We start from the raw sequence: 21,140 nt of genomic DNA, 5'->3' as shown, positions 1-21,140 counted from the left end.
TTGAAACTATTGGTTATTTAAAGGCTTATTTAAGTTTCAAACGATAGCGTTTATCAATGTAATACACTAATGCAAACAAATCATCATTAGTCAACAACTGGTGAGCCGCCTGATCAGGCTGAGCACAGTTACGAAGAGTGCTAGCGACCTTTTGGTAAGTAGACTTTCTAAAAGGCTTCATAGTTTTACCTTTTATTTTTGTCACACCACTTTCGGCCTCCTCAGATACTGTACAGAATTTTACTTTTTTATACTTTTTATTACGCCCTTTAAACAAAGCTTTGCCATATTCGTAGGCAGGATCAGTAATACGCTGTACAGGCTCTTGACGACCATAACCGAAGCTACCACTGCCAGAGGCAAAAACAGAAATAGAGGAAAAAGTAATGAGACATGCCAATATCGATGTTTGAAAAGGGATCACAGTGAGTCCTCAGAGTTACTTTGTTATGACTAAATAATCTGATATGACACTAACATAAAAGTTCTGCTGAAGTAGATTGAGGTGTCGCTCTGTGAATCTTGCGTGATAAACTTATACAAGTTTCGTTATTGACAAATGGCGTACGTGCTATCCGCACAAAGATAAAGACTGCGCACCTCAAAAACATATTCAACGCTATCAACGCCCAATATTATCAATATAAATACGATATTTCCCCGCAATTGCCATTACTCTCCCTAGGGCCTGTTGACACTAATTAAATTACACCTGTCATCCCTAAGGGCTGGGCGTATTTTTTCCATATTCTGCGTTGCTGCTCGTTCATTTGGAATAACCAAATAACACTCACAGCGTCTAAAATACGAAAAAAATACACTCCAGCAGATGGGATTCTATTAGTGTCAACAGGCCCTAGGTTATATCTCTTCTCACACTGTAGACTGTGATATAACTTACTTATACAACCTACTACTGAGGCACCCTCGTATGAAAAATACGGCAATAACTCTATACTTTTCAGGGACAAGCTGATGGTCAGATCATCGCTTGGTTTTGCATATATCTGATGAAATACTAATACTCAAGTCATTATTATAGCTCTAGACCCCATTTCTGACTCAAGAGGTTTGACCGAAAATGTGTGTAATCTATGTTAAATGAATATGTATCTACGCCATAGATGGAACTTCAGATGGATTTAATACGGTAACCCATTAAATACACATCAGTTCAGAAAAACATGAGTCAGAAATAGGAATTATTGGTAATGTTGTTTTCTATTATTGTATGAGTCTTACTTTTAAATGGAATTATCTAGAGAAATAAATGCCTAGTGATACCACCGAAAACGAGATGATCGTGACGACTTAACATCTAAGACAATCACTGCCACTCACGCGCTTTGGAAAGGCTTTAGAGAACATCTCACTCGATGAATTTACTACCTGATACGCTTTTATAAAAAATAATTTCTTATAAACGGATAAATTTCCAAATAAAAAATCATCATTCAGCGAAAATTTCATACCTATCACTATCTTTAATCACCTATAGTGCGATAATAAGACATGGATGTTATTTTTTATCGGAGAATGCCTTTGCTCAATTAAAAAAGATAGCCAGCACAATACCTATGGAAGTAAAATACACAAAAATCCTATAGATGTTTATTGTGTATGAAGTTAAGGCTATTCTTTTTTATTGTTTTCATATGGTTGGGCATCGGTGTTCTTCATGTATTCTTCACTTACTTAGACAGAGTAAAGGCAGGCCGATTTGAAGCCTCTGGCTTTCCTCTTGAGATTTTGTATTACTTATCAGCTTACGTTTCTTGGTCATTTATTTGTTTTCTTATTTTAAAACTTTCTAAATGCTATATCCGTGCGGAGCAATACAAACATTTAGTTATTCTATTCTTTTTGGGTCTAATATTGTGGCTACCTCTTTTCTTTATTATCGATATGAATATCGGCAGCATTCTAGGTGTCACCCCAGTGATGACACCTCTTGAAATACTCTCACAAATTACTAATCAGATTATTTTTTTCTATACACTGTTATATACTTCAATGTTTGGTTGTTGCGTGGCTATATCATTATACGACTATTCGAAAAGTGTAGTGATAGAGAAGCTGGAACTAGAGAAACAAGAGGCGCTTCACCGCTCCCATCTATCAGATTTACAGATGAAAGCGCTGCAATCTCAGCTAAGCCCCCACTTTTTATTTAATAGTCTTGGTTCTATTAGCGGATTAGCACGTCAATCCAACAAGGAGGCAGTTATTTCTGCTATCGCCAGATTAGGTGATATGTTACGTTTTACTGTGGAAAACTCGCAAAAACGGTGTATCCCTCTCGCCACCGAACTGGCGTTTGTCGATAACTATATCACCTTACAAAAGTTGCGATTTAGCAACCGTTTTGTCTTCAATATTACCAACAATACGCACTCTGAGAATATAGTCTGCCCCCCTTTCTCACTGCAGTTACTCATCGAAAATGCCTTTATCCATGGGGTTAATAAAAGTAATGAAAGAACTTACATTGAAGTAACATTAGAAGAACATAATAACCAACTTACATTTATTGTCTGTAATACAAAGGCAAACGAATATCAACAAAGCACCAGTTTAAAATCAGGGCTTGCCAATTTAAACGATAGGCTTAAAATGATTTACGGTGATTCCGCGTCAATACAGCTATTTCCTAATGAAGTGAGCAAAAAAAACGAGTCAAATACAAAGGGTTCGGACAAAGATGATTTTAAGGCACATCATGTTAAGATCCATTACTTTAAAATACATTATTTTAAAATAAAAGTTTCGATGCCGCTGGAGGATGTCGATGTCTAGTATACGAGTTATTATTGTTGATGATGAAGACTTAGCACGCCTTAATATAGTTGATTCTCTAAAACAATATACCGATATGGCAGTTGTCGGTGAATTTGAATCAGGAGATATTCCAACTCATATACTCAATACCCTAAACGCAGACGTGGTATTCATCGATATCGAAATGCCACACGTCAATGGTATTGCATTAGCCAAGCACCTCTTAACACTGGATAATAAACCCCACATTGTATTTGTCACTGCTTATGATAATCATGCAGTTCAAGCCTTTGATTTATGCGCGATTGACTACCTACTCAAGCCTTTTGACAGTCAGCGCTTTGCTCAAACGATTACACGCATACGTTCCTCTTTACAGGAAAAAATTATAAACGATAATATACAACAACTGGAACATATCAATAAGAAAAAATTTCTTGAACGACTAATTATCAAAACTACCGGCGCCATTAATATTGTCAAGATAGAAGATGTTATTTGGCTGAGTTCCAGCGGAAACTATGTAGAGGTACATTGCACACAAACCACCTATTTACACCGTGTAACTCTATCTTTCCTCGAGCAACATTTAGATCCTGATGTCTTTTTTAGAACTCATAGAACTTCTATCGTCAAAAAAAATGAAATCAAAGAAATTCGTGCTCTAGATGAAAATAAATTTTCTATTATTTTGGCCAATGGACAAAGCGTACAATTAAGCAAACGTTATCGCGATGCTTTATTGCTAGCTCTTACATAAAGTATACCTATACTAAGCAATACTATTAGAAAATTATCATCTATCTAACATTATCTCGACTAAAAAGGAGCACTAATTGGCTCCTTTCATAGTATTACTTAACTGTTATTACGTGGTGCTACCGTTTGACTTTAATATTCACCAGCGTCGCAATAGGTTTAAATACCTCAGCAACCATAATATTTCCTGTAACTGGATTGTAAGTAATACCATTGGGAAGTTTCACACGCTTACTTGCCCTTAGCTTGCGCATCTTGCCATCGCGTCTAATAACAAAAATACGTCCATCAGCTAAATTGGTGGCATAAATACGGCCATCAAAATAGGCCAAATGACCAATAGAAAAACCATTTTCAGATTGTATCTGAGTTATTTTATGCTGGTCACCGTATTTATCGATCTTAGTGATAATACCGTTACCCAAATTTGCCACATAAACGTTATCGTATTCATCCACAGCGATTCCTACAGGGCCTTGCAAAAAGCCACCACTGGCAAATACTGAAGATTCACCGTTAGGTGTCACTTTAATGATCGTATCTCCCTCACCTGCAGCACCAAAGTGTGAAATATATAAATTGTCCTGGCTATCAGAAGCAATACCTGAGGGGCCCTCTAGCAATTCACCAAAGTCCGAGATAACACCGTCGGCATCTATACGAGATAAGGTTTTCGTAAAAAAATTGGTAACATAAAGCATGCCATCAGATGTCTTAGCAATATCCACAGGCCCAGCAAGACCATCCGCAATTTCAGACACGCGACCATCAGCGGCTATTTCATATACTTTTGAACCATCAAAACCGGCAGCAACATAAATTACACCATTGTCACCTGCATGAATACCGTCGACGGTAAGGAATGATAAAGGTAAGTCTTTCTTCGGCCCTGCAGAAACACAAGCACACAGGAATAACGCAATAACACAGACTAAATGAGAGAATATTTTCATGTTTATGACCTTCAGGGCGCCTTTAAGGCACCTCTAGTTAATGTTAAGGCCACAGCATCAAATATTATAACGACAGCATTCAAGCGGATTGTGATGAATATAAAGTAGGTAAGGACGAAGCCCTTGATTGTTGTGACAAAAATAAATTTACAGGGGAAAGTCGACCTGTAAACACGAACAGAAATGACGGTGCAAAGTAGCGCGAATCATCTCCACATCTAATTGAGGCAAATTAGCTATGGTCGCCAATTGTTCTAGTTGTCTAAACAAAGATAAAGTAATGCGAGCATCATCTAATGGTTGCTCAGAGCCTAAGATACTAAACACAGACGCCATATAATTAATATCAAACTGCCAATGGCTCAATACCATATCTTTAATAAGCTCAGAACCTAGTGACTCATGATAAAACGCAAACTCTACGATTCTGTCTTCGCGCTTACCTTCGAGCTGGTCACAAATATAGGCGACTGATAAGTGATAAATCTTCTCCAATAAAGCGGATCGCTCTGTTACTTCTACTGCCCTATTTTCATAAGGCTGCAATAACGTACTCATTTGCTGGTAGTAAGGGTTATCATGCAGTTGATGCTGCGATTGCCAATAATCAAATGCACTGACAATAAGATCTTCAATACTGGTGAAATGATAAGTGGTCGTACCTAGGGCAATACCTGCACGCTTTGCTACAGCACGATGACGCACTGCGCGCATACCGTCGCTAACAATAATATCCAACACCGATTGTAAAATAAGCGCGCGAGTTCTCTGTCGTTGCTGTTCCCTTGTACCCGGCTTTGCTTTGCCCTCCTTCGAAAGGATCGCATCAGCAGTTGCCTTAGAAGTCGTACTAGAACTTGCACTGGGGAAATCCACCATTATTGCTTTTCCTGTGGTTGTAGCTGCTGTTTGTCAGGCATACGCTATTAATTGCGACACCGAAAACAAACCTTTTATTTTTTTAGATAAGGATACCAAAAATGATTAATTATAACTATAAATATGTCGTTGCACAGAGGGATAATTATGTGGCAAAATTTAAACTGTACTATAGTACAATATAATAATAAAAATATATCGCTGTTATTACAGGTTAAACATTCATAACAAGCACTACATATATTAAGAAAAATAAGCTTAGTAATAAAAATAACGAAGAAGCTTAAGTAGCAGTTGTAAGCCCAAAAAAGTTGTAATTAAAACGAGGCACTTGCAATGAAAAAAGCGACAGCGAACGATCTTATCTTTGACAAAAACTTTATCTTTGGCGCTGCCACCGCTGCTTATCAAATTGAAGGTGCGGTTGCAGAAGATGGACGAGGCCCTAGTATTTGGGATGTTTTTACGCACAAAAAAGGGAAAATACACAACAGTGACAACGGAGATACTGCATGCGATCACTATCATCGCTATCGAGATGATGTGGATCTTATGACACAACTCAGACTCCAAGCCTATCGATTTTCTATTGCATGGTCGCGCATTCTGCCTGAAGGTACAGGCCGAGTTAACCAGCAAGGGCTCGATTTTTACAAAGCATTAGTGGATCGTCTATTAGAAAAAAATATTATTCCCTACGCTACTTTATTTCACTGGGATATGCCGCTCGCTTTGCATAAACGTTATGGTGGTTTTTTACATCGACGGGCCGCTTATGACTTTGCTAATTATACAGAGATAGTGGTGGAAGCTTTGGGAGATCGTATAAAACATTGGATTACCATGAATGAGCCATGGGAGCACAGCTGCTTAGGCCATGCACTTGGTGTACATGCTCCCGGTCATCACCGCCCTTGGATGCATATGCATATCGTTCATAATCAACTATTAGCTCACGGTTTGGCATTGCAGAAAATTCGTCACCACAGTCCTGATGCAGAAGTCGGCATCACACTAAGTCTAACTCCCATTCACCCTGCCACTGATAGTGATAAAGACAGGCAGGCCGCAAAAATTGCTAATGAGTTTTTTAATTTCATAACCTTAGACCCTTTATTAAAAGGTTATTATCCCAAAGATTTATGCCGACGATTTGGACGTTTTGCACCTAAGGTTAATGCCTATGATATGGATAGTATTTGCGCACCTTGCGACTTTATTGGCGTTAACAACTATCAGCGCGAGTTTGCTCGCTATACTCCCCTAGTACCTTTTTTAAATACATGGATTGTAGGTGGTACGAGTACTGCCGATGGTGATTTTGTGAAAGACGGGGTACAACACACATCTATGGGTTGGGAGGTCTATCCCCAAGGGATGTACGAAGTCTTACATTGTTTACAACACCAATATAATAATCCTAAAGTTATTATTACCGAAAACGGCGCCGCCTTTGAGGATACCCTAATAGAAGGAAAAGTTAGCGACCCTAAACGTATCGATTATTTACAGGGCTATTTAGCGCAAGTAAAAAGTGCTATTAACGAGGGCGCCAATGTCAGAGGCTATTTTACCTGGACACTCATGGATAATTTCGAATGGGCAGTGGGTTATAGTAAACGCTTCGGCCTCGTTTATGTGGACTACGATAATCAACAAAGAATTATTAAAAATAGTGGCTTTTGGTATCGCGACCTGATCCAAAAGAATCAGACAGAATCTTTTCGTTCACATTCCTCAAACTCACACACTTCAGCGATTAGCTAGGAGTAGATTATGACGATCGATACTCGCTACAGCAACCATCCTGACGACGTGAAACATTATACTACCGAGCAACTACGTCAGCATTTTTTAATTGAATCTATATTCAGTATCGATAGCATTAGTCTCACCCACTCTCACAGTGACAGAATAATAATAGGCGGCATCATGCCTGTTAATAAAAGACTAAGCCTTAACGCTAGTAAAGAAATGGGGGTAGATTTTTTTTGCCAGCGACGAGAAATAGGTATTATTAACATTGGCAATAAAGGCTATATCACGATTGATAATGAACGCATAGCGCTAGAACAATACGACGGTTTTTATATTGCTAGGGGCACCAAAAATATCCACCTCGAATCAGAATCATCGAAAAAACCCGCAAAATTTTACCTCAATAGCGCTCCGGCTCATTACAGCTATCCTTCTATTAAAATCCAACACTCCAAGGCCAACCCTCTCAAGCTCGGTGACGATAACAATTGCAACAAACGTACGATTTATCAATACGTCCACCCTGCCATATGCGAAAGCTGCCAGCTACTCATGGGCCTTACCATGCTAGAGCCAGGCAACCTCTGGAACACCATGCCCTGCCATACACACCAACGCAGAATGGAAGCCTACTTCTACTTCGCCATGGACTCCGGCTCACAAGTTATCCACTTAATGGGACAGCCACAACAAACCCGCCACATAATGGTCACCAACGAACAAGCCGTTATCTCCCCCAGCTGGTCCATACACTCCGGCGTAGGCACCAGCAACTATGCCTTTATTTGGGGCATGCTAGGAGAAAACCAAGCCTTCGAAGATATGGATACCATTCCAACTTCCTTTCTTAAATAAAATTTAAAGTCAATCTAAAGCCATAATAGCTTATAAAAAATTGCTCTAATTTACACAGGTTTTTATTTAATAAGAAAGTTTGTATTTGAGGATTTTAAAAAATAAATAAGGTAGTAATTTGATAGTAAGTATTGTTGGTCTTTTTTTTAACTTTTTATAACAATGCCTACATTTAAGAAAAATAAACACCAATATTAGACACATTGTGAATACATCAATGTATGCTCTGCGTCGGCTTAACGTCAAGCAGCATCAAGATATCATCGAGCGACAACGAGGCCCTGCTCCGAAAGTCTGGCACTGATATGTATTACTTATATTCAGCTTATTTATGATGTTTGAGTTTTTAGAAAACTCTTCTACTCTGTGCTTTCTCAAAATAAAGTGTAAAAAGATAAAAATTAGGTGAGATAAGATGTTGTCCTGTTGCACTAACTGTTAGGAGACTGAGATTAACTTAAAAGCCATTCATATCAGTTGGACTATCATCATTCTTCGTATGATCAAAATATAATTACACCACGAAAAAGGAGAACAAATGAAATTATTAAAATGCTTATTACTAATAGTGCTTATCGTCATATTCACCGCATGTACTCCTCTTACAGAGGTGCAGAGATTTGGTAGCGAATCATCAAAAGTTATCTCTGATACAGAGCTAGCCAAGCTCTTTAAAAGCTCTTACTCCAGATCTAAGTATGCTTTTGAACCAGGGTCTACCGCTGACTTAAGCGCTAAGAGTAATGACGCTGATCGCAAAAAGGTATTCGATGACTATATAGCCAACCAACAAGCTATGGCATCCTACTTCCAGGTTCTAGCAAAACTCGCAGGAGACGAAGAATACGATTTTAAAGAAAATATAGATGGTCTAGCTAAATCAATTAAAGATATTCCTGAATCCAAGTTAGATAAAATTCATGTCGACGCATATGCAAAGTTAGTTGAGAAAACAACTGAATGGATCACTTATGCAGCGCGACAAAAAAATGTGAGAAAAATGATTCAAGAGAGTAATGAACCACTACAGATTTTACTCGACGGGCAGATGATTTTGATCGATGTATATAAAGGCACCTTAAATCAGGAATTAGCGATGATCGATGACATGTATGATCAGGAATTCACACTGATTGATACCTCCAAAAATAAGCTACTACTCCATTTGGCTAGAAAAGAGCGAGAAGAATACCGGCTTTTTTATAAAGCCAAGTTAAAAAAAACAAAGGAAACAAAAAAGGCATTACTCAAAATAAAACAAGGACACAAATCCCTTCTTGAAAATGTAAACACGCTGAAAACTGATAAATTCAAAACAGTATTTAAAAAATTTAATGATGATATCAGATCCGCAAAGAAGACATTAGAGTCGATAAAATAATATTTAGCAAATAGGAATAGGAGAAAACGATGGCTTTATCTACTGCGCAAGAAATTATAGAGATCGCTGACAAATTTGCAGAATGTGCCGACAGTATGCAAGAACGTACCTTAATGGCTTTGAATAATGATGAGATTGCACGCGATCAAGCATCCGCATTGTTTCAGGATCAGCTTCTATTTCGCACGCATATTAATAAAATGTATATTCAATCGGGCAACCTAGTTGTAGAAGGAGTTCAAGCGGCTCAATCTGAACTTTCTGGCGTTGTCGATCAGGCAAAGGATAAACTTAAAAGAGTAAACCAAATAGCGAAGTACGTTGATTTGGTATCTGATGTGATTGTCTTTGCTTCGTCCATTTATGCTAGAAAGCCAGATTTGATTATATCTAGTTTCAATGAAGTTAAAAATGATCTAGATAATATTGACTAAACTAAGCGTAGGACTCCGAAGAGTCCTACAGCTCTGGCACAAAACAACAGAAAAATAGTATAGATATTTTTGGCAATGTGTTCAATATACTTTTTCCCCGTGGCTATTAGAGTTTTATCAAGCCAGTGAATACGATACAATGCCTTTGCAGCTAAATTACTCTTTTATAAAGAAAAAATGTATAACAAGCGTAATGAAGGTGATGCCTATTTCGTTTCTAAGATCGGTTTTATGGAGATTTTTAGCACTAATATTCAAAGATAGTATAGCGCGGAATTGAACTGTGACAGCTACATAAGATGATACTATTAAGTTCTAAAAATAACTTTTTGTGATCATTAATCGAAACTTTTGGTAAGATAAAGCTGTGATTATGAGCCTTATCCGCACAGGTATTGACATACGAAGAACTAAACCTGCATACAAAAACCTACCAACAAAAAAAGGTGTGATAGAAATAGGCGCGAGCGACTTAGCCGCTGGTGCATACAGTGGTATTGCTAAGCCAACCAAGAGTATGGAAGAAATACGTACAGCCAAATCGTTTGCGGAAATTAGAGATTTTACTTGTGATACTTAACGATATATTTTAACTGGATGATTAACTTTTTTAATACAACTTTTAATAGCGGAATAGATACCTATCGCTAAAGTACAGTATTATTAACGAAAAGGAGACAAAGAGTACACATCAGTGCCAGACCTTCGGAGGCAGGACCTTGGTGCTGCTTGGCAGTGCCTAGGTATCGCTCGACGGTATCTTGATGCTGCTTGACAGTGAGCCGACGTAGAGCGAACAGGGATGTATTCATAGCGTGTCTGATAATGATGTGTGTTCTTGCCAAGAGCCTTGATAGCGGCTTAATAAAGAAGAGAACCACCCTCAAACGGGAACACTCTACCTACACCACATATCCACTTTAACCTTACTACCATTAGCCACCAACAATAAATAACGTATTAACTAACACCTATGAGTATCACCCAAGCTTCAGTCTGCATAAACTAACCCTGCAAAATAAATTTCATATATTGTTAAATATAAGGCCAAAGCCATTTTAAAAACAATAAACTGTCGCCCAAACAATTAAATAAATTATTGCCTAGTATAAATATATAAATTGTAAAAGTGTTCATAGGTGACAATTGCGAGTCGTAAAAATAGTAAATATGTAAACTAATAGAAATTGTCAAAATAACTACCACATAGTTTTGTATGATAGACAATGTGAAATACTCGAAAACAAGTTTTTGCTTAATACATTAAAGTTTTATTTGCAGTTGTAAGCGATTTCACATCTACCAAAATACGAAAGATAATAAAACACGAGAGAACAACTATGAAGATGTCTACATCTATACTGCTATGTGTCTGTGCTTTTTTTATCACAGCGATGGCGCAAGCGCAGTTTCGTCCAAACCCCATTGAAACCTCTGATTTAACCGTTATGGTTGAGGAGGTGGGTGAGATGCCCTTTGTTTTAGGCCCTGGTTTCTTTGGTCCTGCTCCTAACCTAGCGTCACCGGTCAGAGTTAACAACAGGCTTTATCTTATTGACCAGAATGATGCGATCTATCGTCTAAATCGTCACAATCAAGTGCAACAAATATTTAATGTCAATGAAGCGCCAGCCGGTTTGGTTCTGGATAATCCGAATTCTATTGTTAATGTCTCTCGAGGTCGAAATAAAAAATCGATTTTTGTTATGTTTACCTCAGCGACACTACCTCCAGCTAACATTCCTGTTTACACCTTACCTGATCCTCTCCCCGGAGCTTGCTGCGATGCTACAACTCCCCTACCCATTACGGATCTCTATCGTTTAGGAAGCGAGGCTCCCGACCTCGAAACAAGAACTGAGTTTCAAGTGCTGTATGAATTTAAGCTGGGGCGAAATAAACTGAAAAGACCGAGGGCAATTGCCGCTTTTGAGTCACAGTCCGGCTTTGCACAACATAATGGCGGAGGTATGCTAACCACTCCCGATGGCCGTGTACTCTTCGCCAAAGGAGATGGTTTATCGTCTGGCTTAGATGGTCGCGCTGCGCCTCAAGACGATAACGAAGTTGTCGGTAAAATATTACTAATCGATCCAAATACAGGGGCTATAGAGGTTTTAGCCAAAGGCATGCGCAATGTTCAACGTTTAGCTTACGCCTTTGGTGCTACTGAAGGGTTGGTGGTTGGCTTTGGCGATATTGGCAGCTTTGTCGCAGAAGAAGTTAACTACGTTACCCTTCACAACTTACTAGACCACTCTGAAATTGAAAACTTCGGCTTTGGTCGCAACCCGGATGGCTTTGCCCGCGAAGGCACCTTCTACATTGATGAGGGCTTAGCTTTGGTAGGCTCTTCACCTTTACCTCTTAACTTTGCGCCCTCTCCAGAAGCAGGTTTTATCCAACCACAGGCTCAGTATGGCCGTAATGATCCTAACAGTGGTGGCAGTGTTGCGGTCTCAGGGCCGGTATCTTCCTTTCGCTCACTAACAAGTATCACCTCACTATTTACCGATCTTCCTAATGGTATTTTGTATGCCACCCTCGAAAGTATATTGAATAAGGATACCACCGTTTTCAGAGTAAATTTAGTAGATGTCAGTGGTATGCCACTCAATTCATTTAGAGACTTAAATGAAGGCAAGCGGGCCGACCCCCGCCTTTTTAAATTTCCAGATGGAACTGCCGGCGTGTTGCTTGAAAGAAACGGCAAATTCTTTCGCTTAACACAAATACATTAACATGCTTGCGCCTTGTAAAAGGTTATCTTGAGAATGAGGACAAAACTTTCAGGCAACCAAGGTGAGAAAAAACAAGGCGCATAAATATACAAGACATGATACAAAAGTGAAAATAGCCATAAATTTAAATCTTACAGTGCAACCTAAAAACTTTACCGCTTAAAAGATTTTTTTTCCAAAACCATAAACTAGCGATTGTTGTTATCTAAATTTATATTACAAACAGAAAAAATATCTGAATCTAGATAATTTTAATAAATCTGCAAAACCAAACCACTAAATTTATCGTGGTTACCCCTTAAAAAAACCTACGTTATTGTTAGTTGTCACACATATCTTCATTTTACTTGGGCATTTTTTTGCCTGCCAATCTTAATTTAAGCAGTAGGATTACTATGAATAAGATACAATTAAGTACAACGATCAAATACATCTTTAAATTTTTAAAAACTGCTGGTTTTATTACGCTCGCAGCTTTCGCTCAAGCCAATGATAACCCTTTGTTTTTACAAAAAATGACAAACCCTCAAGACTACAACCCTGTGGTAGCCATTGCCGCTCAGCCTGAGTCTATTTGTGGTACGGATGACCTTCAGCATATAGAAAATTATGATGGACGTTATAATGGCATTGGCTTTAATCAACAGCGCATCGAAAACTATAGCCCTTCTGTGGGAGCAATAAAGTCCAGAGCAAGCGCTACTCAGACGAGTTATTGCTCCGGCACATTAATCTCTAACAATGTCTTTCTAACTGCGAGCCACTGCGTTGGCCGTGGTACGGTGGGTGATTTTGTTGCTTTCGGATATCAGAATGAAGGCGCAAGTAATACTTTAAGAGCTAGCCAGCAATTTTTTCAGATCACCGGTATTTTAGAAGATGGCATAACCAATAATCTCGATTATGCTGTGCTCAGCCTAGCGAATAACCCTGGTAATGCCATCGGTGCTTTCCCCGGTGCACAGGGCACAGCTCTGGGTTGGAAATCCGTGGTAGCTCGCACCCCAGCTCAAGCACTGATTATTCAACACCCATTAGGCGAACCGAAACAATTAGACGCAGGCTCCAACGTCACAACTGGCGGTACTCGTTTATTTTATAGCGATATAGACACACAACCGGGCTCTTCAGGATCGGGGGTATTAGATACCTCAGGCCGAGTTGCAGGAGTACATACCAATGGCCGCTGCGGTGTTAACGGTGGTAATAACTCAGGCGTCGCTATGGAAGATATTATCGACGCATCCAATGTAGTTTCCCTTCCTCGTTGTGATAAAAAGCTCCTTGGTAGTGAAAGCTGGGGCACATGTATGTGCGACGGCGTCATACTCGGCACCAATAGCTGCGAATATTGTTTTGATAGAGAATGTTACGACTAAACCCAAGTTTATTGGAAAGTTGGCTATAGCAAATTAAGAATTAAGTAAGCAATTAATACCTTAATTGCTTACTTACTGTGACCGACCCATAATATCTTTTATACACTAATATAGACTTCCTACAAACCCAACGCCGAAAGCCCCGGATGATCATCAGGTCTTCGCCCTCGCGCCCAGCGAAATTTTCGTTCATGTTCTTCTATATCGTAGTCGTTGATGCTAGCGATACGTTTGTGCATTAAACCGTTAGCGGAGAATTCCCAGTTTTCGTTACCGTAGGCGCGGAACCAATCGCCGCTGTCGTTGTGGTATTCGTAGGCAAAGCGCACGGCAATACGATTATCTTTAAAAGACCACAGTTCCTTTACTAAGCGATAATTGAGTTCCCGGTTCCATTTGCGTGTGAGGAATTCAATAATTTCCTCCCGCCCATCAATACATTCAGCACGGTTGCGCCAACTGCTGTCTGGGGTGTAGGCCATGGCCACTTTATAAGGGTCGCGGCTATTCCATCCGTCTTCAGCGGCCCTCACCTTTTGCATAGCAGTTTCTTTAGTAAAAGGCGGCTTAGGTGGTTTGGCAATTGCGCGTAGGTCTATTTTATCGTTTGTTTTGTTTAAGGCTACACTACTGGTGGATACTGCTGATGCAGCTACAGTGGAAGCTACGCCAGTAATCAATGCACGACGGGATATTTTAATAGCATTATCATTTGTCTTGGACATAATACAATTAACCTAATAATATTTTAAGCAAAACGGAGAATGTTAAGCTGCTTGTTAAAATGGTGGTATGCTTTTAAGTCGCTCCAGTGTAGGCGAGCTGAGGTAAAAAAAGAGACTAAACATCTTAGTTGCCAACCCAATCGTCCATAAGGCATTAAGATAGCTTAATTACTGCGCTAAACGCTGAAAAAGAAAATCAATCAATGTTTTGATTTTAAATGGTAGATAACTTTTATGGGGATAAACAAGCCAAATATTTTCTTTCGCTTGTTTATATTTAGCCAATACTTCCACCAACTTTTTCGAATCGAGGTATTTTTGTACGTAATGATCAGGCAATTGTACAATGCCAATATGTTTCAGCGCCGCTTTGACTAAACTGTGCCCACTGTTACAACGCAAGCTGCCAGTCACCTGCAGTTGCTCGACTTTGCCCCGATTCAAAAAACGCCAATAATCAGAAACACCTACCAAACAGTTGTGCTCTTGCAATGTTTTTATGGAAGTAGGCATACCATACTGCTTTAAATATTTTGCCGTTGCGCATACGTAGAATTGCCGAGTAGTTAATTTCCTTGCAATTAAACCAGAATCGGGTAAGTACCCTGGACGAATGGCTAAGTCATACCCTTCTGTTAATAAATCTACTCGTTGATTGTTCAAGTCTAGTGTTACTCTCACTTGTGGATATTTAACTAAAAAATCATTTACAATCGGTGCAATCACCTCTTCGCCATAGGTAACAGGTGCGGTTAATCGTATATTACCTTGTGGGTGGCTATGAAAATTAGACACTATTTTTTCAGCATCGGCTAAATTATCTAAGATATCGCGACAGTATTGGTAATAAACCGCTCCACTCTCGGTTAAAGAAACTTTTCGCGTAGTTCGATAAAAGAGTTTTACTTTCAGACGCTCTTCTATGACATTCACTTGCCGGCTAACCTGCGCAATTGAAATACCTAATTTTTTCGCTGCGGCGGTAAAGCTCTCTGTTTCCGCTACCGCCACAAATTCGGATACCCCTTCCCATACTTTCATTTCAATCTCCACTGCACACACCAAAACGGATTAAATTATCGAAAACTGCTATCTTAAATTCTTGTGTTTACTTATCGAATAGAATGTATCAATATCGTTTATTGATAGTGATCTGCCATATCAGCAACTACAATGGCGAGAAATTCTTCCTTGGTCATAAATTTATTAAAAAAATCTTCCAGTGTTCCTTCATCGGAAACGTCTGAAAAAAAGACTTCATGATCGGTGCCAAATACACGGGGGTTATCTGTCTTGGGATCAGATGCACACACATATAAGGTATCGGGGTAACTATCGCTATGGGTTAACTCGATAAACTCAATGGGCCAAGAGGTGGCAACTGGTTTAAAAAGACTGAGATCCACCTCTTTTTCATTCTCAAAATCCATATGCCACTCATCGTAATGTTGCGTACCAGGCGTTAACGGGGTAAACAATTGGGGAGTAAAATACGTTTGGCCGTAGTGGCCTTCGGGCGTATCAAAGAAAAAATTTACCATCATTTTAAAAAACTGGTCTTTATCGTTTTTATAGTGCGCTAAATTTTCCTCCACATATTGACCTAGGCCATAAATGGGTTCTGGATTATCGGACCAAGGTACGCCAGAAGGTCTGGGATATAAGGGGCCAGGAAGATGAATAAGTAATAAGTCTTCAGACAAAGAACGGCCTTGAAGTTGCGTCACATCACCGCCAAGAGCGCTTATACGCTTAAGAATACTCGTTTTTATCATTCGCTTTCCTCTTTATTTAGATCTTTTTTTCATCTTTCATCTTTTCTGAATAAACCTCTGAAGTTCCCTCGATTTCTTACCTTATTTTACTTCTGTTTCCATATTCAATACTGCTGTTAGCCCAATGATATACACGCCTACCAAACAGCGCTACTGGTTGAAATTGATTATTACATATAAGTAAATATCTTTTACTAAATCGCATCATTATCATTATATAAGAAAATATATAGTATGTGAGAAAATTCATATCTTAAGGCTATCGTATTTATGAAAGATTCCTTTATTAAGTCCAAGGCTGCGGTTGCTTGGGCGGCTAATGAACCTCTATCGATCGAAGAAATTGATGTTATGCCACCGCAAAAAGGTGAAGTGTTGGTACGCATCATTGCCACAGGCGTCTGCCATACCGATGCCTTTACCCTCTCGGGGGAAGATCCTGAAGGGATATTTCCTGCCGTATTGGGCCATGAAGGTGGTGGGATTGTGGAACAAGTAGGAGAAGGCGTCACCAGTGTTAGTGTGGGAGATCATGTCATTCCCCTCTATACCCCGGAGTGTGGTAAGTGTAAGTTTTGCTTATCAGGCAAAACTAATCTCTGCCAAAAAATTCGTGATACCCAAGGCAAAGGCTTAATGCCCGATGGAACCACGCGCTTTTTTAAAGATGGTAAGCCTATCTATCACTATATGGGATGTTCTACTTTTTCAGAGTATACCGTTCTACCCGAGATTTCTCTCGCGAAGGTCAACCCAGCGGCACCTTTAGAAGAAGTATGTTTATTAGGCTGTGGTGTTACTACTGGCATGGGAGCGGTAATGAATACGGCCAAAGTAGAAGAAGGTTCGAGCGTCGCGATATTTGGGCTTGGCGGCATTGGTTTATCGGCCATTATTGGCGCTACCATGGCAAAAGCTGGTCGCATAATTGCTATCGATATTAACGAAAGTAAATTTGAGTTAGCGAAAAAGCTGGGAGCGACAGAATGTATTAATCCTAAGCACTATGACAAACCTATTCAAGAAGTAATTGTAGATATTACTGATGGTGGCGTGGATTATTCATTTGAGTGTATTGGCAATGTTAACACCATGCGCTCGGCTCTAGAGTGTTGTCATAAAGGCTGGGGGGAATCGGTAATTATTGGCGTTGCCGGCGCAGGCCAAGAAATATCAACCCGTCCTTTTCAATTAGTTACCGGACGAGTATGGCGCGGATCAGCTTTCGGTGGTGTTAAAGGGCGCTCGGAGCTGCCTGATTATGTGGAGCGTTATTTAGCAGGTGAATTTCCCTTGCAAGATTTTATTACTCATACCATGGGGCTAGAAGATATTAATAACGCTTTTGATTTAATGCATAAAGGTGAAAGCATACGTAGTGTGATTCATTTCGATAACCAAAACATGAAAGCTAACTGATTAATAATTAAATAGTTAAATACGTAAATAGCGAGATAAATAAAAACGACTGTAATACTCTTATTACAGGCGTTTTTTAATAAGGGATTATACTTTCGTTAAGGCATGTCTTAGATATTATAAGTCGATTTCTACCGTACTTGTCCCCTCTGCAGGAACAGCACAGCATATAAGCACTTCATCATCGTCATAACTGGCAGTAGGTTGGCTACGATACGCAACTTCCCCTGCTTTTAGCTTTACAGCACATGAACCACAAGCACCATTACGACAACTAAATTCAGGGTTTAGACCATGAGCCTCTGCTGTTTCTAGTAAAGTGGCATCGCCTGCATTCCAGCGCTGTTCAAAATTAGACCGGGTAAATTTAACGATCGCATCCTGTGCTTCAGCCGCTGTTGATACTGCCGCGCTGCCCTCATCTAGCTGGCGCTGCAAAGATGCAGGACCAAATGCTTCGGCTATAATACGCTTGTCGGCTACACCTAGGCGGCGCAAAATATCATACATCGCTTGCATAAAGCCGGGAGGTCCACATAGGAAAAAATCGTAATCATCAAGGGGTAATGCTTGCTTAATTATATCGGCAGAAATATGTCCTGTGGCATTAAAATCTACCCCCGTTTTTTCTGTCGGCTTTGGCTTGTTAATAACAGAAAAATAACGAATACCACCAGAAGAATGTTGCTCCAACGTTCGAAATGCCCCAGCAAACGCCTGCTGCTCAGTTGTTTGAGCTGAATGAAAAATTGTTAAAGGACGCAAATGACGCGTTAAAATACCCTCTTTTACCACATGGGTTGCCATCGACATCATGGGGGTTATACCTACGCCGCCTGCCAGTAGCACCGCCGGTCGTTCTTCCGCAGGATCAATATAAAAATCACCACTGGGAGCTTTCGCTTCAATAATGTCTCCTACTTTTAAATTATCGTGTAAGTGTTGTGATACCAGCCCATCCTGTTCGCGCTTAACAGAAATTCGATAATAACTTTCACCTGGTGCAGAGGAAACAGTATAGGTTCGAACCACCGAACTTTCTTGGCCTTTAGCTGTTAACTTTATCGTTAAAAATTGTCCTGCTTCAAACGGCATCACGTAACTACCTTCCGCTGGTTCAAAATAAAATGAGCGAATAACAGAGCTTTCATCTTCTATGCGTGCTAAACGGTAGGGGCGCCACTGCTGTCTCTTTTTTTGCCCTTCGATAATAGCCGTTGTTTCAGCCCAATTGCCCGTCAACAAGGTATTGGGTGAATAACTATTCAACGAGGCCCTAAAGGGTAGACCGCCTTTTAATTTAATACCGTGCTCAAGCGTAAAACGCCAAGCACGTTCAGAACCTTTAAACGCTTTTACTTCCTCTTCATCTTCCCATAGCAAGGTTACACGTCCCGTGAGCATTAATATATCACCGCTATTAAAGTCGGTAAAAACTAAGCCTGCTTTAGGATTCAATAAAAAATTTCCCAAGGTATTAAAATAATAATTGCCAGGGTAATCGGGTATTGTCAAAGTATTACCATCCACTTTGACAAAACCAGGACGCCCACCTCGGTGAGATATATCCACACCTTCTACGTCAGGACGATTTTGCGCGTGGATAAAACTTGAAACAAAAAAAGTGTCAGCGGCATGAATCATTGCCTTAGCATCATCATCTAAAATTGAAAATGATGAAACTTCAACGGAATCATCTACGATGGCAGGGTCACGAATGAAATCCACACTTCGCTCTTGAATATATTGAGGACAATTTCCAAAAGATTGATCCACTGATAGTGAGAAGAAATTGTCACCTACTCGATTAACCCGTCCATTCACGCGGTTACGACGACGAGTTGGTAACTCAATACCAATAAGCCCCAAAGGCATCCCTTGTTTCTTTAAAGCAACCGCCAGCGGATCACCTTTTATTGCCAGGGCAGATATATCTAGTGTGGTGTTATCCGGCGATTGAACAAAGCCCGGTTTGCCAGGAAGAATTGAGGCCCAGGGCCAGCCATTTTCGTCGACGCTCCCCACGGCCATAAAAGGCAGCTGAGTAAAGAACTCTCGATGTTGATCAGGCATATAGGGGCGAATGGCGCGACGGCCAAAGTTTTCCATCACCTCACGCTTGCCAGTGCGTGTTTGTATCTCCTGCTCACCTGAATGAAAAGGTGAAGGCACCGCCTGAGTGGCGTTTTGCTCTACACCACCACTATTGTGCTGACTATTATTTTGCATAGTACATTTCTCGTCAAAAACTGTTTTGAGCCTATTACGAATACTATAAAACAAGAAAAAACAAAGACAATAGATTGATTTATGGAATAATTATGTACAAAATGAAGATAATTATCAGTGAGTCGTTTTATGGATACCATTAAATGCATGAGTACCTTCGTCGCTGTGGCCTCGCAGAGATCTTTCACCTCAGGAGCAAAGCAGATAGGCATTAGCACCAAACTTGCCAGTAAATACGTACAGCAGTTAGAAGAACGCTTAGGCGCACAATTATTTAATCGCACTACCCGCAATGTCACCTTAACTGATACAGGACAGGCATACTTTGATCGCTGTGTGCCACTACTTGATCAGTTTGATGAGCTAGAGGGCCTAGTGCAAGAACGCCAATCGGAATTGGCAGGTAGCATAAGAATTACCGCACCCACGGGCTTTGGTGGTAAGCAACTAGTGGAAGCTCTGCGCCCTTTTCAATTACAACATCCCAAAGTTCTTATAGATTTATATCTGTCCGATCATCAAATTTCCATTATTGAAGAAGGTTTCGACCTAGCTATTAGATTTGGTGGCCTAAAAGACTCCACACTTATTGCGCGCAAACTTATGGATATGCGTGTGGTGGTGATTGCCTCACCCGATTATTTAGCGGAGCATGGTGAGCCGACACATCCACAAGCCTTATCTGGCCATAATTGTTTATTACAAATGGCTTCTGCCGATCCTGAGCATTGGAAGTTTTGCATTGATGGTAATGTATCTTCGTTTAAAGTGCATGGCTCTTTTCAGGCCAATTCACCCCGTGCTGTAGTCAATATGGCCTTGGGTGGTTTGGGTATAGGCATGTGTCCCATGTATGTAGTCGAACCACATGTTAAGAAAGGCCGGCTAAAAATATTATTTGAAGATAAAGAAGCTTCTGAGCTCGGTCTCTATGCGATATATCCTCAAAGACGGCATTTAATAGCACGTATTCGAGCTTTAATTGATCATTTTACTGAAGTGTTTGAGCAATACTATTAGATAGTGTTTTTACTTTTCCTCCAAGGTATTTTTATTTTTTCTACTTGCAATTAAC

General features: G+C 39.9%; 18 protein-coding genes. 11 read left to right on the top strand and 7 right to left on the bottom strand.

The window, feature by feature from the left end:
* Positions 1–25: 25 nt before the first annotated feature.
* Positions 26–424, bottom strand: a complete 399-nt coding sequence (locus BVC89_RS14000) for a hypothetical protein (protein WP_086931784.1) — start codon at positions 422–424, stop codon at positions 26–28.
* Between the two features lie 1,196 nt (positions 425–1,620).
* Between BVC89_RS14000 and BVC89_RS13995 the strand changes: the two genes are divergently transcribed.
* Together BVC89_RS13995 and BVC89_RS13990 are read left to right on the top strand one after the other, a co-directional pair.
* Positions 1,621–2,796, top strand: a complete 1,176-nt coding sequence (locus tag BVC89_RS13995) for a sensor histidine kinase (RefSeq protein WP_086931783.1) — start codon at positions 1,621–1,623, stop codon at positions 2,794–2,796.
* The gene (locus BVC89_RS13990; RefSeq protein WP_158657935.1) at positions 2,789–3,538 is read left to right on the top strand and encodes a LytR/AlgR family response regulator transcription factor; all 750 of its coding nucleotides are present in this window, start codon (positions 2,789–2,791) and stop codon (positions 3,536–3,538) included. The genes BVC89_RS13995 and BVC89_RS13990 overlap by 8 nt, the downstream gene beginning before the upstream one ends.
* A 118-nt stretch (positions 3,539–3,656) precedes the next feature.
* Here the strand turns inward: BVC89_RS13990 and BVC89_RS13985 are convergent, their stop codons facing one another.
* Entirely contained in the window at positions 3,657–4,490 is an 834-nt protein-coding gene (locus BVC89_RS13985; RefSeq protein WP_086931781.1) for a Vgb family protein, read from the bottom strand.
* Positions 4,491–4,637: 147 nt separating this feature from the next.
* Positions 4,638–5,369 carry a TetR/AcrR family transcriptional regulator gene (locus BVC89_RS13980; protein WP_086931780.1) on the bottom strand — a complete coding sequence of 244 codons (732 nt, stop codon included), beginning with the start codon at positions 5,367–5,369 and terminating at the stop codon, positions 4,638–4,640.
* Positions 5,370–5,705: 336 nt separating this feature from the next.
* On the opposite strand from BVC89_RS13980, the gene BVC89_RS13975 reads away from it, so the two are divergent.
* The 7 genes from BVC89_RS13975 to BVC89_RS13945 all read left to right on the top strand — a co-directional run bounded on the left by BVC89_RS13975 (position 5,706) and on the right by BVC89_RS13945 (position 13,917).
* Complete coding sequence (locus BVC89_RS13975) at positions 5,706–7,136, top strand: GH1 family beta-glucosidase (protein ID WP_086931779.1); 1,431 nt, start codon at positions 5,706–5,708, stop codon at positions 7,134–7,136.
* Between the two features lie 9 nt (positions 7,137–7,145).
* The gene (gene kduI, locus BVC89_RS13970) at positions 7,146–7,982 is read left to right on the top strand and encodes a 5-dehydro-4-deoxy-D-glucuronate isomerase (RefSeq protein ID WP_086931778.1); all 837 of its coding nucleotides are present in this window, start codon (positions 7,146–7,148) and stop codon (positions 7,980–7,982) included.
* Between the two features lie 538 nt (positions 7,983–8,520).
* Complete coding sequence (locus tag BVC89_RS13965) at positions 8,521–9,363, top strand: hypothetical protein (protein WP_086931777.1); 843 nt, start codon at positions 8,521–8,523, stop codon at positions 9,361–9,363.
* 29 nt (positions 9,364–9,392) lie between these two features.
* Positions 9,393–9,797 carry a hypothetical protein gene (locus tag BVC89_RS13960; protein WP_086931776.1) on the top strand — a complete coding sequence of 135 codons (405 nt, stop codon included), beginning with the start codon at positions 9,393–9,395 and terminating at the stop codon, positions 9,795–9,797.
* Positions 9,798–10,170: 373 nt separating this feature from the next.
* A complete protein-coding gene (locus tag BVC89_RS13955; protein WP_086931775.1) occupies positions 10,171–10,377 on the top strand; it encodes a hypothetical protein in 207 nt (68 codons plus the stop codon).
* 760 nt (positions 10,378–11,137) lie between these two features.
* Positions 11,138–12,538 (top strand): PQQ-dependent sugar dehydrogenase family protein, encoded by a 1,401-nt coding sequence (locus BVC89_RS13950; RefSeq protein ID WP_086931774.1) that lies wholly within the window; start codon positions 11,138–11,140, stop codon positions 12,536–12,538.
* Between the two features lie 395 nt (positions 12,539–12,933).
* Positions 12,934–13,917 carry a trypsin-like serine peptidase gene (locus BVC89_RS13945; RefSeq protein ID WP_086931773.1) on the top strand — a complete coding sequence of 328 codons (984 nt, stop codon included), beginning with the start codon at positions 12,934–12,936 and terminating at the stop codon, positions 13,915–13,917.
* A gap of 119 nt (positions 13,918–14,036) precedes the next feature.
* On the opposite strand, the gene BVC89_RS13940 is transcribed toward BVC89_RS13945, so the two are convergent.
* From BVC89_RS13940 to BVC89_RS13930, 3 genes are all read right to left on the bottom strand, one after another.
* Entirely contained in the window at positions 14,037–14,642 is a 606-nt protein-coding gene (locus BVC89_RS13940) for a nuclear transport factor 2 family protein (RefSeq protein WP_086931772.1), read from the bottom strand.
* Positions 14,643–14,810: 168 nt separating this feature from the next.
* On the bottom strand, positions 14,811–15,683 hold the full coding sequence (locus BVC89_RS13935; protein WP_086931771.1) for a LysR family transcriptional regulator: 873 nt from the start codon (positions 15,681–15,683) through the stop codon (positions 14,811–14,813).
* Positions 15,684–15,781: 98 nt separating this feature from the next.
* Positions 15,782–16,417, bottom strand: coding sequence for a hypothetical protein (locus BVC89_RS13930; protein ID WP_086931770.1), 636 nt, complete (start codon positions 16,415–16,417; stop codon positions 15,782–15,784).
* Positions 16,418–16,687: 270 nt separating this feature from the next.
* Between BVC89_RS13930 and BVC89_RS13925 the strand changes: the two genes are divergently transcribed.
* Positions 16,688–17,836, top strand: coding sequence for an S-(hydroxymethyl)glutathione dehydrogenase/class III alcohol dehydrogenase (locus BVC89_RS13925; protein WP_086931769.1), 1,149 nt, complete (start codon positions 16,688–16,690; stop codon positions 17,834–17,836).
* A gap of 117 nt (positions 17,837–17,953) precedes the next feature.
* On the opposite strand, the gene BVC89_RS13920 is transcribed toward BVC89_RS13925, so the two are convergent.
* Positions 17,954–20,065, bottom strand: a complete 2,112-nt coding sequence (locus tag BVC89_RS13920) for a pyridoxamine 5'-phosphate oxidase family protein (protein WP_086931768.1) — start codon at positions 20,063–20,065, stop codon at positions 17,954–17,956.
* 129 nt (positions 20,066–20,194) lie between these two features.
* On the opposite strand from BVC89_RS13920, the gene BVC89_RS13915 reads away from it, so the two are divergent.
* A complete protein-coding gene (locus BVC89_RS13915; RefSeq protein WP_086931767.1) occupies positions 20,195–21,085 on the top strand; it encodes a LysR family transcriptional regulator in 891 nt (296 codons plus the stop codon).
* Positions 21,086–21,140: the final 55 nt, after the last annotated feature.

It is taken from the genome of Agarilytica rhodophyticola, from assembly GCF_002157225.2.
Taxonomy (GTDB): Bacteria; Pseudomonadota; Gammaproteobacteria; order Pseudomonadales; family Cellvibrionaceae; genus Agarilytica; species Agarilytica rhodophyticola.
This window is presented reverse-complemented; position numbering and strand designations above follow the sequence as displayed.